Here is a 14,749-nt window from a genome sequence, read left to right on the forward strand (position 1 = left end):
TTCGTCACTGTCAGTGCTGTATCCGGCGCGCGGTCATGACGCATCGATGCCCTGTTCGGCCACTATCGGGCGCTCTGTCATGCCCGTTTTGTTAGCGGAGGGCATGGAATCTCCGCAACTGTGACGTGCTGCATGCAGGCGTTTGTGATCACTCAGTGATTACGCCTCAACTCGGGCCCGTTCACGCTTTCCTGGCGTCGCCGACTAATCTCGTGGCGAGAACTTCGCCGCATCACCGTGGTGTCTCCGTCGGCCACCAAGCCGCCGGAAACACAGGACCGATCGCACTGTATCCCCGGCCCGATCGCGCCGCCCCGACCGGGCGGAAGCGGCGGAGTGACTTGCACGCATCGCTGAATCCCAGTGCCGGATGGATGAGGGAGAACGTCCAGGATGAACCGTAAGACTTTGGTGCCGCTGGCCATGATCGGCCTGCTCGCGCCCGTGCTCGTCGCCTGCGGCAGTACGGACGGCGGGTCCGGCGGCGGTGATGCCATAGTCGTGGGCACCACGGACCAGTTCGTCGCCAACAGCGACTCTCCCGCCCCGCTGGACCCCGCCTACGCCTACGACACCGGCGCATGGAACGTGCTGCGGCAGACCGTCCAGACGCTGATGCACTCCCCGCGCGGCGGCGGCGACCCCGTCCCGGACGCGGCCGAGTCCTGCACCTTCACGGACACCGCGAGCGAGAGCTACCGCTGCAGGCTGCGCAGCGGGCTGACCTTCGCCGACGGCACCCCGGTGACTGCCGAGGACGTCAAGTTCTCCATCCAGCGCGTCCTCGACATCGACGCCGACAACGGTACGGCCGCCCTCCTCTCGAACATCGACACGATCGAGACCAAGGGCGACAACGAGGTGATCTTCCACCTCTCCACGCCGGACGCCACCTTCCCGTACAAGCTCTCGACGCCCGTCGCGGCGATCGTCAGCCCGGAGAAGTACGACGGCAAGAAGCTCCGCGACGGCTTCCAGGCCGACGGCAGCGGCCCGTACACCATGAAGCCCGAGACCGACGGCGAGCACATCACCAAGGTCGTCTTCACCAAGAACCCGAACTACAAGGGCGACATCAAGCTCCACAACGACAAGGTCGAGCTGCGGTCCTTCGCCGACGCCGAGTCCATGGGCAAGGCACTCGAGTCCGGGGACATCGACCTGATGACCCGCGCGATGTCGCCGGAGCAGATCGAGACCCTGTCGGTGAGCCCCAAGGAAGGCATCGCGCTCACCGAGGTGCCCGGCCTGGAGATCCGCTACCTCGGCTTCAACACCAACGACCCGTCGGTGAAGGACAAGGCCGTGCGGCAGGCCATCGCGGCCGTCGTCGACCGCGGCCAGATCGCCGGCCAGGTCTACGGCTCCACCGCCGAGCCGCTCTACTCGCTCATCCCGACGAGCATCGCCGGGCACACGAACTCGTTCTACAACAAGTACGGCGAGCCGAGCCGGCAGAAGGCCGCGGACCTCCTCTCCGACGCCGGTATCAGCACCCCCGTCGACCTGGAGCTGAACTACACCACCGACCACTACGGTCCGGGCACGGTCAAGGAGTTCGAGGCGCTGCGCAACCAGCTGAACGCCACCAAGCTCTTCGACGTCACCATCAAGGGCACCGAGTGGTCCAAGTTCCGCCCCGCGCAGAAGCGCGGCGACTACGCGGTCTACGGCCTCGGCTGGTTCCCCGACTTCCCGGACCCGGACAACTACACCGCGCCGTTCCTGGACAAGGGCAACTTCCTCAACTCGCCGTACGTGAGCGAGGAGGCCCGCAACCTCATCCCGCAGTCGCGTCGTGAGGCCGACCGCGCCGCGGCCGGGCCGGCGTTCAAGAAGATCCAGGAGATCGTCGCGAACGACGTACCGGTGCTGCCGCTGTGGCAGGGCAAGCAGTACGTCGCCGCCCGGGACGACGTCACCGGTGTCGAGTGGGCCCTCAACACCAGCTCCGACCTGCAGCTGTGGGAGCTGGCCCGCGGCAGCGGCGCCTGAGCGGCGGGCAGCGGCACGCACAGAAACCGAATCGGGCCGCGGCCCGGCGGCGGCGAAAGCCGACCGCCGGGCCCCGGCCCGTACGACGTGAGCTGCGCGTGCCGCCCGTGATGTTGCCCAGTCGCTCGGCGTACCTACTGGGCGCCCGGCCGCACGAGACCGCTCTCGTACGCGTAGACCGCGGCCTGGACGCGGTCGCGCAGACTCAGCTTGGTGAGCACATGGCCGACGTGGGTCTTGACGGTGGTCTCGCTGACGAAGAGATCCGCGGCGATCTCCGCGTTCGACAGGCCGCGTGCGACCAGCTTGAGCACCTCCACCTCACGCTCGGTCAGCGTGTTCAGAGTGTCCGGAACCGGCTCTTCGCCCGACGGCAGGTGGTCCGCGTACTTGTCGAGCAACCGGCGGGTGATGCTCGGCGCCAGCATCGCCTCGCCTGCGGCCACCACACGGATCGCCTGGACCAGCTCATTGGCCGGGGCGTCCTTGAGCAGGAAGCCGCTCGCGCCTGCGCGCAGCGCCTCCACCACGTACTCGTCGAGGTCGAAGGTCGTCAGCACGAGGACCTTCGCCGGGCCGTCCCGCCCGGGGCCGGTGATCTGACGGGTCGCCTCGACACCGTCCATCCGGGGCATCCGGATGTCCATCAGCACCACATCGGGCTGCAACGCCCGTACCTGGTCCAGAGCCTGGAGACCGTCCCCGGCCTCGCCGACCACCGCAATGTCCTGCTCCGCCTCGAGGATCATGCGGAAGCCGGTGCGCAGCAGCGGTTGGTCGTCGACCAGTAGGACGCGGATAGCCACGGGTACTCCTTCTTTAGACCGGGCCCATTCTGCCCTGACCATCTTCCGGCGAGGCGGCCGGGGAAATGCTCAGCGGATAAACCGGGGGAGTGCCGCCGAATTCCGGACAGACCGACTGGTGATCGCACCAGCCGCACAGCTTGGTCGGCCGGGGTCGCCAGTCGCCGGTCCGCGTCGCCTCCCGGATCGCCTCCCACAGAGCCAGCAGCTTGCGCTCCATCCGCTGCAGGTCCGCCATCACCGGGTCGTACGTCAGCATGTCGCCGCTGCCGAGATACACCAGCTGCAGCCGGCGCGGCAGCACGCCCTTCAGGCGCCAGATCACCAGCGCGTAGAACTTCATCTGGAACAGGGCGCCCTCGCTGTACTCCGGGCGGGGCGCCTTGCCCGTCTTGTAGTCGACGATCCGGACCTCGCCCGTCGGCGCGATGTCCACCCGGTCGATCACCCCGCGCAGCCGCAGCCCCGACTCCAGCTCCGTCTCCACGAACATCTCCCGCTCGGCGGGCTCCAGGCGCGTCGGGTCCTCCAGCGAGAACCACCGCTCCACCAGCTGCTCCGCCTCGCCCAGCCAGCGGGTCAGCCGCTCGCCGTCGGCGTCGTCGGCGAACAGCTCGCCCAGCTCGGGCTTCGTCTCCAGCAGTCTGTTCCACTGGCCGGGAATCATCCCCTTCGCCCGCGGCGCCGTGCGGTCCGCCGCGGGATCGTCGAAGAGCCGCTCCAGCACCGCATGGACCAGCGTCCCGCGCGTCGCCGCCTCGCTCGGCTTCTCGGGCAGCCTGTCGATGACTCGGAAGCGGTACAACAGGGGACACTGCATGAAGTCGCCTGCGCGGGAAGGCGACAGCGACGTCGGCTCCGCGGCGGACGGCGGCTCCGCGGCAGCGGCGGGCCGCCCGCCGACGGGCTGCTGGCTCGTACTCATGACTCAGACCCTACGGCCCGCCACTGACAGCGAGCGGCATACCATCGACGACAGACCCTCGCACGTGCATGATCGAGTGAGCAGCACCAGCGCGAAGAGCCTTGGCGACGAAGGGAACCCGTGAACGAGGACGACACGAGCGGCGAGCGCGAGCAGACGCGGTCCGGCACGGGCAAGCCCGGACCGGGCAGCGGCAAGAAGCGCCGCTCCGGCGAACCCGGCGGCGGCATTCTCATGGGCCGCCCCTTCGGTGTGCCCGTCTACGTCGCCCCCAGCTGGTTCGTCGTCGCCGCCCTCATCACCTGGGTGTTCGGCGGCCAGCTCGACCGCGTCCTGCCCGAACTGGGCGGCGCGCGCTACCTCGTGTCGCTGTTCTTCGCCGTCGCCTTCTACGCCTCCGTGCTCGTCCACGAACTGGCGCACACCGTCGCCGCACTGCGCTACAAGCTGCCGGTGCGCCGCATCCAGCTGCAGTTCTTCGGCGGCGTGTCGGAGATCGAGAAGGAGACCGAGACGCCCGGCCGCGAGTTCGTCCTGGCCTTCGTCGGACCGCTGCTCTCCCTTGTCCTCGCCGGAGTGTTCTACCTCGGGCTCATGTTCGTCGAGCCCGGCACCGTGCCCGGTGTTCTGCTCGCCGGCCTGATGATCTCCAACCTGATCGTCGCGGCGTTCAACCTGCTGCCCGGACTGCCGCTCGACGGCGGCCGGATGCTGCGCGCCGTCGTCTGGAAGATCACCGGCCGGCCCATGGCCGGCACCATCGCCGCCGCGTGGGTCGGCCGGGCACTCGCGGTCGCCGTCCTCATCGGCCTCCCGCTGCTCACCCACACCGGCGCCCTCGGCAACGCGACCGAGGACATCGGCGGCATGGAGACCGTCACCGACGCGCTGCTCGCCGCGATCCTCGCCGCCATCATCTGGACCGGCGCCGGGAACAGCCTGCGCATGGCCCGGCTGCGCGAGCACCTGCCCGAACTCGCCGCCCGCGCGCTCACCCGACGCGCGGTCCCTGTCGCCTCGGACACCCCGCTCTCCGAGGCCCTGCGCCGCGCCAACGAGGCCGGGGCCCGCGCCCTCGTCGTCGTCGACGGCCAGGGCGAGCCGACGGCGCTCGTCCGTGAGGCCGCCATCGTCGGCGTGCCCGAACACCGCCGTCCCTGGGTCGCGGTGAGCGGCCTGGCCCAGGACCTCACGGAGGAGATGAAGGTTCCCGCCGAACTGGCCGGCGAAGCCCTGCTCGACCGGCTCCGCGCCGCCCCGGCCACGGAGTACCTGGTGCTCGAGGAGACGGGCGAGATCTACGGCGTACTGTCCACGGCGGACGTGGAGCGGGCCTTCGTGGCCGCCATGGCCCGGCCGCATTCCTAGGGCCTCACGTTCGGATCCTGCCGGGCACGCCGCGTTCGGGGCAGGTCCCGGCCCGGGGGATGGTCCGTGGGGCCCCTTCGGGCCCGGTAGGCTGGTCACATGTCCGAACCGACCGGTGCCGCCCGCCGTCGCGGGCCCTTCAAGGTCGGGGACCAGGTCCAGCTCACCGACCCCAAGGGACGCCACTACACGTTCACGCTCGAGGCCGGGAAGAATTTCCACACCCACAAGGGTTCCTTCCCCCACGACGAGCTGATCGGCGCTCCCGAGGGCAGTGTTGTCCGTACCACGGGAAACGTCGCCTACCTCGCGCTGCGCCCCCTGCTCCCCGACTACGTCCTGTCCATGCCCCGCGGCGCCGCCGTGGTCTACCCCAAGGACGCGGGGCAGATCCTGGCCTTCGCCGACATCTTCCCCGGCGCACGCGTCGTGGAGGCCGGGGTCGGGTCCGGATCGCTGAGCAGTTTCCTCCTGCGCGCCATCGGCGACCACGGCATGCTCCACTCCTACGAGCGCCGCGCGGACTTCGCCGAGATCGCCCAGCAGAACGTCGAGCGCTACTTCGGCGGCCCGCACCCAGCCTGGCAGCTCACCGTGGGCGATCTGCAGGACAACCTGACCGACGCCGACGTCGACCGCGTCATCCTGGACATGCTCGCGCCGTGGGAGTGCCTCGAGGCGGTCTCCAAGGCGCTCGTGCCCGGCGGCATCCTCTGCTGCTACGTCGCGACCACCACCCAGCTCGCGCGCACCGTGGAGTCCATCCGCGAGATCGGCTGCTTCGCCGAGCCGCAGCCCTGGGAGTCGATGATCCGCAACTGGCACGTCGAGGGCCTGGCCGTCCGCCCCGATCACCGGATGATCGGCCACACCGGCTTCCTGGTCACCGCCCGCCGTCTGGCCGACGGCGTGGAGCCTCCGATGCGCCGCCGCCGGCCCGCCAAGGGCGCCTACGGCGAGGACTACGAGGGCCCCAACAAGGGCTGAGCGAAATCCGGCCAACCGGTACAACACGCCCGCGCCGCCGCCGAGTTCCCGTGCATCCACGGAACTGGGCGGCGGCGCCGGTGCATTGACCCGCCGTCACCACCGCGGACTGCACCGACATACGGGGGAAGACGCGCGGAAGACTTGGCGCAAGACTTACGGACCCCACTGTTCCGCCTGTGTGTGACGTATGGCACGATGCGAGCCACCCCCACTCCGAAGCACCCTCAGGAGACTCCCGGCGTGCAGAACTCCGTCGTCCCGGACCTCGCGCACACTCACGCCCGCCCGGTGCACTGGCTTGCCACCGCGACGGCGATGGCCGCGGTCGTGGCGTGCGCAGGACTGCTGCAGCCCGACGCCGCCACGGCGTCCCAGGCCGGCCCGGGGCCCCGTACCGCCGCGGCCGCGGCCCCCGCCCCCGATCCCGCAGCCGTGGAGCTGCCCCTGGACTGCAGTGGCCTCAAGAGCGTCGTCGCCAAGCGGGCAACGGGAGACCTCGACGGCGACGGCACCCCCGAGACGGTGGTCGCGGCACGCTGCGACGCAGGATCCGGCACCCCGCCGCACGGTGTGTACGTGCTCTCCGCCGGCCTGGACAAGACCGCCAGGGTCGTCGCCACGCTGGTGGAACCCACCGAGAAGCTCAGCGTCGGCATGCTCGCCGTACGTGACCGGGCCGTCACCGCGACCCTGCTCGGCTACTCGTCGCCCGAGGTGCCCAGCTGCTGCCCCGACAAGCACGAGCAGGTCAAGTGGCAATGGCAGGGCGGGAAGTTCGTGCGGACCGCACTCCCCGAAGCGCGCAGTATGTGATTCCTCACTCTGCGTCGGGGCCGTAGACCTCGACGCTGTCCGAAACGCGACGTACATGGATACAGTCGCCCGGGCACTCCTTGGCCGAGTCGACGATGTCGTTCAGCAGCGGCAGCGGAACCGGCGTTGTCGCTCCCGGGGCCTGCAGCAGCTCGTCGTCCGCCGACTTCACATACGCCAGACCGTCGATGTCGAGCTCGAAGACCTCAGGGGCGTACTGCGCACAGATTCCGTCGCCGGTACAGAGGTCCTGGTCGATCCAGACCTCCAGCTCCTCGGCGGCACCTTCGGTGGGAACCTCGTGCTGCACGGTCATATCTCCTGCCGTTTCCTTCGTCGGGCGCACAAGAGGAAGCAAGTCGCGCCAGCCCTGACGGGTGTTGAACGGTTCGACGATACAACCGACCGCTTTCCGATGTTGCTGGGTGGGTATCTCCTGGGTATTCCCCTGGCACGAGGGAGAGCGCAAGGGTGAAGATCGGACACACCCCTTCCGTCTTTGTGATCTAGGGGTTTCAATCACCACCCACACAGGTAGGGTCAGGAAGCGTCCAGCTCCCCTTGGAGGAGGTGAGGACCGTGGCAGCCCACGACGACGACATCAACCGCGGCATCCGGCCGGGGCGAGGGTCTGAGGACCCCGCCGGCCAGGTTGCCTATCTCGAGCAGGAAATCGCCGTCCTGCGCCGCAAGCTCGCCGACTCTCCGCGTCATACGAGGATTCTCGAAGAGCGGATCGTCGAGCTGCAGACCAACCTGGCAGGCGTATCCGCACAGAACGAGCGGCTCGCCAACACCCTCCGTGAGGCCCGCGACCAGATCGTGGCCCTCAAGGAGGAGGTCGACAGGCTCGCGCAGCCGCCCGCCGGCTTCGGTGTCTTCCTGCAGGCCAACGAGGACGGCACGTGCGACATCTTCACCGGGGGCCGCAAGCTCCGGGTGAACGTGAGCCCCAGCGTCGAGCCCGAGGAGCTCAGGCGCGGCCAGGAGGTCATGCTCAACGAGGCGCTCAACGTGGTCGAGGCCATGGAGTTCGAGCGCGCCGGGGACATCGTCACCCTCAAGGAGATCCTCGAGGACGGCGAGCGCGCCCTGGTGATCGGGCACACCGACGAGGAACGGGTGGTGCGGCTCGCAGAGCCGCTGCTGGACATGACCATCCGCCCCGGCGACGCGTTGCTGCTCGAAGCACGCTCGGGCTACGTCTACGAAGTGATCCCCAAGAGCGAGGTCGAGGAGCTGGTCCTCGAAGAGGTCCCGGACGTCGACTACGACAAGATCGGCGGCCTCGGCGGCCAGATCGAGATGATCCGCGACGCGGTCGAGCTGCCGTACCTGCACCCCGACCTCTTCAGGGAGCACGAACTGCGGCCGCCGAAGGGCATCCTTCTCTACGGCCCGCCCGGCTGCGGCAAGACGCTCATCGCCAAGGCGGTGGCCAACTCCCTTGCCAAGAAGGTCGCCGAGGTGACCGGGCAGCCCGCGGGGAAGAGCTACTTCCTCAACATCAAGGGCCCCGAGCTCCTCAACAAGTACGTCGGTGAGACCGAGCGGCACATCCGTCTCGTCTTCCAGCGTGCCCGGGAGAAGGCGAGCGAGGGCACCCCGGTCATCGTCTTCTTCGACGAGATGGAATCCCTCTTCCGCACCCGCGGATCCGGTGTCAGCTCGGACGTGGAGAACACCATCGTCCCGCAGCTGCTCGCCGAGATCGACGGCGTGGAAGGCCTGGAGAACGTCATCGTCATCGGCGCCTCCAACCGCGAGGACATGATCGACCCCGCGATCCTGCGCCCCGGCCGGCTCGACGTCAAGATCAAGATCGAGCGTCCGGACGCGGAGGCCGCCAAGGACATCTTCGCCAAGTACCTGACCGCCACCCTCCCGCTGCACGCCGACGACCTCGGCGAGCACAGCGGATCGAAGGAGGCCGCGGCACACGCCATGATCCAGTCGGTCGTGGAGCAGATGTACGCGGAGACCGAGGAGAACCGCTTCCTCGAGGTCACGTACGCCAACGGCGACAAGGAAGTCCTCTACTTCAAGGACTTCAACTCCGGCGCGATGATCCAGAACATCGTCGACCGGGCGAAGAAGATGGCGATCAAGGCCTTCCTCGACCACAACCAGAAGGGCCTCCGGGTCTCCCACCTCCTCCAGGCCTGCGTGGACGAGTTCAAGGAGAACGAGGACCTGCCCAACACCACCAACCCGGACGACTGGGCCCGGATCTCCGGCAAGAAGGGCGAGCGGATCGTCTTCATCCGCACCCTCGTCACCGGAAAGCAGGGCGCGGACACCGGCCGGTCCATCGACACGGTGGCGAACACCGGTCAGTACCTGTAAGCAGGCACACCGGCTGCGGATGCCGGGGGTCCCCCGCCGAGGGCAGGGGGACGGGCATCCGCAGCCGGTTGCTTTCCGGACAGGTCCGACCACACCGGAGCAATGACGAAATTGATCTCCCCACCCACGCGACGGCGTTCTAGGCTCTTCGGTACCGCCGAGTCGCGCAGTGCGGGGACGGGCACCGCACACGTACCGGAGAGCCAGCGGTATCTGAGCGCCGCTCCCGAAGGGGAGCGTCGCCGGGCAAGGAGGGCCGCATGACCGTACGGCGAGTAATGGGCATCGAGACGGAGTACGGGATCTCCGTCCCCGGCCACCCGAACGCCAATGCCATGCTCACCTCGTCCCAGATCGTCAATGCGTACGCGGCGGCGATGCACCGGGCGCGCCGCGCCCGCTGGGACTTCGAGGAGGAGAATCCGCTGCGGGACGCCCGCGGCTTCGACCTCGCCCGCGAGGCCGCAGACTCCAGCCAGCTCACCGACGAGGACATCGGCCTGGCCAATGTCATCCTCACCAACGGCGCACGGCTCTACGTCGACCACGCCCACCCCGAGTACAGCTCGCCCGAGGTCACCAACCCGCGCGACGCCGTCCTCTGGGACAAGGCCGGCGAGCGGATCATGGCCGAGGCGGCCGAACGAGCGGCCCAGCTGCCCGGGGCCCAGCCCATCCATCTGTACAAGAACAACACCGACAACAAGGGCGCGTCCTACGGCACGCACGAGAACTACCTGATGAAGCGGGAGACCCCCTTCTCGGACATCGTGCGCCATCTGACGCCGTTCTTCGTCTCCCGCCAGGTCGTCACCGGCGCCGGACGGGTCGGAATCGGCCAGGACGGCCACGAGCACGGCTTCCAGATCAGCCAGCGCGCGGACTACTTCGAGGTCGAGGTCGGCCTCGAGACCACGCTCAAGCGACCCATCATCAACACCCGCGACGAGCCCCACTCCGACGCCGAGAAGTACCGCCGCCTCCATGTGATCATCGGCGACGCGAACCTCTCGGAGATCTCCACGTACCTGAAACTGGGCACCACCGCGCTGGTCCTGTCCATGATCGAGGACGGCTTCATCGCGGTCGACCTCGCCGTGGAACAGCCGGTGCGCACCCTGCACCAGGTCTCCCACGACCCGAGCCTCCAGCATCTCGTCACGCTCCGCAGCGGCCGGACACTCACGGCGGTCCAGCTGCAGATGGAGTACTTCGAACTGGCACGCAAGTACGTCGAGGAGCGCTTCGGCGCGGACGCCGACGAGCAGACCAAGGACGTGCTCACGCGCTGGGAGGACACCCTCAACCGCCTCGAGAACGACCCCATGAGCCTGGCCGGCGAACTCGACTGGATCGCCAAGAAGGAGCTCATGGAGGGCTACCGCCGGCGGGACGACCTGGACTGGGACGCCGCCCGGCTGCACCTCGTGGACCTCCAGTACGCCGACGTACGGCCCGACAAGGGCCTCTACAACCGCCTGGCTGCCCGCGGCCGGATGAAGCGGCTGCTGGACGAGCCGGCCGTGGAGCGGGCCGAGGCGAAGCCCCCGGAGGACACCCGCGCCTACTTCCGAGGCCGCTGCCTGGAGCAGTACGCCGACGACGTGGCCGCGGCCTCCTGGGACTCGGTCATCTTCGATCTGCCGGGTCGTGACTCTCTGCAACGAGTCCCCACACTGGAACCGTTGCGGGGTACTCGCAACCACGTCAAGGAACTCCTGGACCGCTGCCGCACCGCGGAAGACCTGGTCCGTGTCCTGTCCGGCGGCTGAAACGACGCCCGTACGGGAATCATGAAGGTAGGCCCCGGACGTTGAGGAAGTGCGGGGCCGATGTCGGACCCCGCTTGTAGGGTCTGATCAAGAACGTCGAACCGAGCGGGGTGAGGTGTATGGCGACCAAGGACACCGGCGGCGGACAGCAGAAGGCCACGCGTTCCACCGAGGAGGTCGAGGAGCAGGCGCAGGACGCGCAGGCTGCGGAAGACCTCAAGGAACGCCAGGAGAAGCTGTCGGACGACGTGGACTCTGTCCTCGACGAAATCGACGATGTACTCGAGGAGAATGCCGAGGACTTCGTCCGGAGTTTCGTGCAAAAGGGTGGACAATAGCCGAATGTCCGAATTGCGCGAGGGGAAGCGGTGCGCCGACTGGGAGCGGACCTTACCCCTGATGCAATTCGCGGCGGACAGGAATCGTCGTGATGGCCTCCAGACGCGGTGCCGGGAGTGCGTGGCTGCTTACAGTGCCGAGCGCTACCGGCGCCGCCGGGCGGCTGAAGGCAAGGCCGTGCGGGAGAAGGTTGACATCCCGCAGGGACACAAACTGTGCCGGGTGGCCGGTGAAGTGAAGCCGCACAGCGAGTGGCATCGCAATTCATCGGCATCGGATGGACTGTCGACCCGGTGCAAGGCTTGCCGGGCCATCCAGGGGCGGGCGGGGCACCTCAAGCGGCAGTACGGCATCACCGAAGCCGAGCGCGACGAGATGATCCAGTCCCAGATGGGTATCTGCTCGATCTGTCTTGTCGCTCCCGCAGTTCATGTGGATCACTGCCACGAGACGGGTAGGGTCCGTGGCGTACTGTGCTTCAACTGCAATTCGGCCATCGGCAAGTTGGGAGACGATCCTGACACCCTGCGTCGGGCCATCGCATATCTGGAGGGAAACGCGTGGAAGCCAACACTCGTAGCACCGGGCGTCTACCAGCTGCCTTCCTGACGCCGGGCTCCTCGTCCTTCATGGATTTCCTGGGTGCGCACTCACCGGACCTGCTCCCGGGCAACCGCTCCCTGCCGCCACTGCAGGGCGCGATCGAGGCACCGCACGGCACGACCATCGTGGCGACGACGTTCGCGGGCGGCGTGGTGCTCGCCGGTGATCGCCGCGCCACCATGGGGAACATGATCGCCCAGCGCGACATCGAGAAGGTCTTCCCGGCCGACGAGTACTCGGCGGTCGGCATCGCAGGCACCGCCGGCCTCGCCGTCGAGATGGTCAAGCTCTTCCAGCTCGAGCTGGAGCACTTCGAGAAGGTCGAAGGCGTCCAGCTCTCCCTGGAGGGCAAGGCGAACCGCCTCTCCACCATGATCCGGAGCAACCTCGGCATGGCCATGCAGGGTCTTGCCGTCGTCCCGCTCTTCGCCGGTTTCGACGTCGACCGCGACAAGGGCCGCATCTTCTCCTACGACGTCACGGGCGGCCGCTCCGAGGAACGGGGATACGCGGCCACCGGCTCCGGTTCGATCTTCGCGCGCGGGGCCATGAAGAAGCTCTACCGCGAAGACCTGACCGAGCAGGAGGCGACCACCCTGGTCGTCCAGGCGCTGTACGACGCCGCCGACGACGACTCGGCGACCGGTGGCCCGGACGTGGCGCGCCGGATCTATCCGATCGTCACCGTCATCACGGACGAGGGTTTCCGCCGGCTCACCGAGGACGAGTCCTCCGGGATCGCGCGTTCGATCCTCGAAGGCCGCCTCACCCAGCCCGACGGCCCGCGCGCCGCGCTGCTCTGATGTTTTCGCCTTCGACAGAAAGGGACGGATAGCCGGTGTCGACGCCGTTCTATGTCTCACCCCAGCAGGCCATGGCCGACCGGGCGGAATACGCTCGCAAGGGCATCGCTCGTGGTCGCAGCCTCGTCGTGCTGCAGTACACCGACGGCATTGTCTTCGTCGGCGAGAACCCGTCCCGTGCGCTGCACAAGTTCAGTGAGATCTACGACCGGATCGGTTTCGCCGCGGCCGGCAAGTACAACGAGTACGAGAATCTGCGTATCGGCGGCGTGCGTTACGCGGATCTGCGCGGATACACCTACGACCGCGACGATGTGACGGCCCGTGGACTGGCGAACGTCTACGCGCAGACGCTTGGCACGATCTTCTCCAGCGCCGGCGAGAAGCCGTACGAGGTGGAGTTGGTCGTAGCCGAGGTCGGTGCGTCGGCCGAGGGTGACCAGATCTACCGGCTGCCGCACGACGGTTCGATCGTGGACGAGCACGGCTCGGTCGCGGTCGGCGGCAATGCCGAGCAGATCAGCAGCTTCCTGGACCAGCGTCATCGTGACGGCATGTCACTGGCGGAGGCTCTGAAGCTTGCGGTGCAGGCCCTGTCCAGCCAGGCCAACGGCAGTGATCGCGAGATCCCGGCCGAGCGTCTGGAGGTCGCGGTCCTGGACCGTACGAGGCCGCAGCAGCGGAAGTTCAGGCGGATCGTCGGGCGGCAGCTGTCGCGTCTGCTGGAGACCGAGGAGGCGGCCACGGCGCCCACGGATGCTCCGTCGGACATCGAGGAGACCGAGGAAGGCGGGGAGTAGCCCGCCTGCGGGAGAAGATCCCGTCGCCACGACGTCAGTGCCCCGGGCCGCCCGTGCGGTCCGGGGCACTGCTGTGTGCACAGGTGCCTGTGGTCACGGCCGGCCGGGCAGTGCCCAGTGGTGGAGTTTCTCGCCGTGCCGGGTGAGCCAGGTGCCGTCGCCGAGCGCTGTGACATCCGTGCCGACCCGGTGCGGGTAGCGCAGCCGGCCGGTGGGGCGCAGGGTTGCCGCGTCGCACAGCCAGTGCCGTGCGGCGGTGGGGCGTCCCGGGTGTGAGACCAGGCCGGTGACCAGGACGTGACCGGTGCCGAGCAGTCGGGCCTGGGCGAATTCGTCGTTGCCGGGGTCGAGGGCGAGTTCGGAAAGGTCCAGCGCGGCGGTCTGTTCGTCGTCGGAGGGGTCGTGGCAGGCGAGTTCGTCGCGGTCGTCGTTGACGGCGATGTGTTCGGCGCGGCGCACGGTGATGGCCCATGGGGTGTCCGGCAGGAAGCCGACGATCTCGTGCATGCCGACACTGCCGCGGATGTGGAGGCCGTCGTGGCGCGGTTCGATCCACCAGGTCGTCCAGCTGGCCCAGGCGGTCCAGCAGGACAGGGCCAGCAGATGCCCGCCGGGGTGCCAGCTCCCGGTCATGTCGGACGCGATCGAGGCCACGGGCCGCTCGGCGAGCACATCGCCTGTCGCTGCGTCCAGGAGCAGCAGGGTGTCCCGCTGGTAGGCCCGCTCGGCTGTGCCCGCAAGGGTCGGGACGAGCGCGCACACGAGGCGTCCGTCGGGGCTGACCGCGGGTGCGCCGGGTGGCTGCGGGTCGCGTGTGTTGCCCGGCCAGACGGGGTGGGGGAGTTCCCAGCGGGTCGTGCCGTCGGTGTCGACGGCCCGGATCCGTGCGCTCTCGGCAACGATCAGCGAGGCGTCGGGCAGTGCTGCGGGTCGGGCGTGGCGGGGGAGCGGGACGGTGTGCAGGAGCGATGCGTCGCCGGTGAGGAACGCTGCGCGGTCGTGCAGCTCCAGCCGGTCGCTGTGGCGCACCGTGAGTCGGTCGACGGGGGCGGGGTGCACGGTGCCGGCGACGAGGACGCTGCCGAGCAGCTTTGCGTCGATCGGGGGAAGCTGCGCACCGGTCATGATCGTGATCGTTCCACGGCTGGTCGGGGGCTCTCAATACGTGCCGTGGTGAATCGGTCAGACG

At 68.5% G+C, this 14,749-nt stretch carries 14 protein-coding genes; 10 read left to right on the forward strand and 4 right to left on the reverse strand.

What is annotated here, in order from left to right; genetic code table 11:
* Positions 1-393: 393 nt before the first annotated feature.
* The gene (locus tag AC067Z_RS09940) at positions 394-1,995 is read left to right on the forward strand and encodes an ABC transporter substrate-binding protein (RefSeq protein WP_478788984.1); all 1,602 of its coding nucleotides are present in this window, start codon (positions 394-396) and stop codon (positions 1,993-1,995) included.
* A 134-nt stretch (positions 1,996-2,129) separates the two neighbouring features.
* On the opposite strand, the gene AC067Z_RS09945 is transcribed toward AC067Z_RS09940, so the two are convergent.
* Positions 2,130-2,801 carry a response regulator gene (locus tag AC067Z_RS09945; RefSeq protein ID WP_478788985.1) on the reverse strand — a complete coding sequence of 224 codons (672 nt, stop codon included), beginning with the start codon at positions 2,799-2,801 and terminating at the stop codon, positions 2,130-2,132.
* A gap of 13 nt (positions 2,802-2,814) precedes the next feature.
* Entirely contained in the window at positions 2,815-3,726 is a 912-nt protein-coding gene (locus AC067Z_RS09950) for a RecB family exonuclease (protein ID WP_478788986.1), read from the reverse strand.
* Between the two features lie 120 nt (positions 3,727-3,846).
* On the opposite strand from AC067Z_RS09950, the gene AC067Z_RS09955 reads away from it, so the two are divergent.
* The 3 genes from AC067Z_RS09955 (at position 3,847) to AC067Z_RS09965 (ending at position 6,897) form a co-directional block, all read left to right on the forward strand.
* Positions 3,847-5,094, forward strand: a complete 1,248-nt coding sequence (locus AC067Z_RS09955) for a site-2 protease family protein (RefSeq protein ID WP_478788987.1) — start codon at positions 3,847-3,849, stop codon at positions 5,092-5,094.
* A 99-nt stretch (positions 5,095-5,193) separates the two neighbouring features.
* Entirely contained in the window at positions 5,194-6,081 is an 888-nt protein-coding gene (locus AC067Z_RS09960; protein WP_403870958.1) for a tRNA (adenine-N1)-methyltransferase, read from the forward strand.
* A 243-nt stretch (positions 6,082-6,324) separates the two neighbouring features.
* Positions 6,325-6,897, forward strand: a complete 573-nt coding sequence (locus tag AC067Z_RS09965) for a hypothetical protein (protein ID WP_478788988.1) — start codon at positions 6,325-6,327, stop codon at positions 6,895-6,897.
* Positions 6,898-6,901: 4 nt separating this feature from the next.
* On the opposite strand, the gene AC067Z_RS09970 is transcribed toward AC067Z_RS09965, so the two are convergent.
* A complete protein-coding gene (locus tag AC067Z_RS09970; protein ID WP_478788989.1) occupies positions 6,902-7,213 on the reverse strand; it encodes a ferredoxin in 312 nt (103 codons plus the stop codon).
* A gap of 263 nt (positions 7,214-7,476) precedes the next feature.
* Between AC067Z_RS09970 and arc the strand changes: the two genes are divergently transcribed.
* The 6 genes from arc to prcA all read left to right on the forward strand — a co-directional run bounded on the left by arc (position 7,477) and on the right by prcA (position 13,560).
* Positions 7,477-9,243 (forward strand): proteasome ATPase, encoded by a 1,767-nt coding sequence (gene arc / locus AC067Z_RS09975; RefSeq protein ID WP_478788990.1) that lies wholly within the window; start codon positions 7,477-7,479, stop codon positions 9,241-9,243.
* 260 nt (positions 9,244-9,503) lie between these two features.
* Positions 9,504-11,015 carry a depupylase/deamidase Dop gene (gene dop, locus AC067Z_RS09980; RefSeq protein ID WP_478788991.1) on the forward strand — a complete coding sequence of 504 codons (1,512 nt, stop codon included), beginning with the start codon at positions 9,504-9,506 and terminating at the stop codon, positions 11,013-11,015.
* Positions 11,016-11,134: 119 nt separating this feature from the next.
* On the forward strand, positions 11,135-11,353 hold the full coding sequence (locus AC067Z_RS09985; RefSeq protein ID WP_018848997.1) for a ubiquitin-like protein Pup: 219 nt from the start codon (positions 11,135-11,137) through the stop codon (positions 11,351-11,353).
* Positions 11,354-11,357: 4 nt separating this feature from the next.
* The gene (locus tag AC067Z_RS09990; RefSeq protein WP_478788992.1) at positions 11,358-11,963 is read left to right on the forward strand and encodes an endonuclease VII domain-containing protein; all 606 of its coding nucleotides are present in this window, start codon (positions 11,358-11,360) and stop codon (positions 11,961-11,963) included.
* Positions 11,915-12,760 carry a proteasome subunit beta gene (prcB, locus tag AC067Z_RS09995; RefSeq protein WP_478788993.1) on the forward strand — a complete coding sequence of 282 codons (846 nt, stop codon included), beginning with the start codon at positions 11,915-11,917 and terminating at the stop codon, positions 12,758-12,760. The genes AC067Z_RS09990 and prcB overlap by 49 nt, the downstream gene beginning before the upstream one ends.
* 35 nt (positions 12,761-12,795) lie before the next feature.
* Positions 12,796-13,560, forward strand: coding sequence for a proteasome subunit alpha (prcA, locus tag AC067Z_RS10000; protein WP_478788994.1), 765 nt, complete (start codon positions 12,796-12,798; stop codon positions 13,558-13,560).
* Between the two features lie 93 nt (positions 13,561-13,653).
* On the opposite strand, the gene AC067Z_RS10005 is transcribed toward prcA, so the two are convergent.
* Positions 13,654-14,685 (reverse strand): hypothetical protein, encoded by a 1,032-nt coding sequence (locus tag AC067Z_RS10005; RefSeq protein WP_478788995.1) that lies wholly within the window; start codon positions 14,683-14,685, stop codon positions 13,654-13,656.
* Positions 14,686-14,749: the final 64 nt, after the last annotated feature.

The sequence above is a fragment of the Streptomyces sp. NPDC043812 genome (assembly GCF_056436245.1).

Coding starts and splice junctions, on each gene's coding strand:
- AC067Z_RS10005 (WP_478788995.1), bottom strand. CDS start 14,685: ATGACCGGTGCGCAGCTTCCCCCGATCGACGCAAAGCTGCTCGGCAGC.
- AC067Z_RS09970 (WP_478788989.1), bottom strand. CDS start 7,213: ATGACCGTGCAGCACGAGGTTCCCACCGAAGGTGCCGCCGAGGAGCTG.
- AC067Z_RS09950 (WP_478788986.1), bottom strand. CDS start 3,726: ATGAGTACGAGCCAGCAGCCCGTCGGCGGGCGGCCCGCCGCTGCCGCG.
- AC067Z_RS09985 (WP_018848997.1), top strand. CDS start 11,135: ATGGCGACCAAGGACACCGGCGGCGGACAGCAGAAGGCCACGCGTTCC.
- AC067Z_RS09990 (WP_478788992.1), top strand. CDS start 11,358: ATGTCCGAATTGCGCGAGGGGAAGCGGTGCGCCGACTGGGAGCGGACC.
- AC067Z_RS09940 (WP_478788984.1), top strand. CDS start 394: ATGAACCGTAAGACTTTGGTGCCGCTGGCCATGATCGGCCTGCTCGCG.
- dop (WP_478788991.1), top strand. CDS start 9,504: ATGACCGTACGGCGAGTAATGGGCATCGAGACGGAGTACGGGATCTCC.
- AC067Z_RS09960 (WP_403870958.1), top strand. CDS start 5,194: ATGTCCGAACCGACCGGTGCCGCCCGCCGTCGCGGGCCCTTCAAGGTC.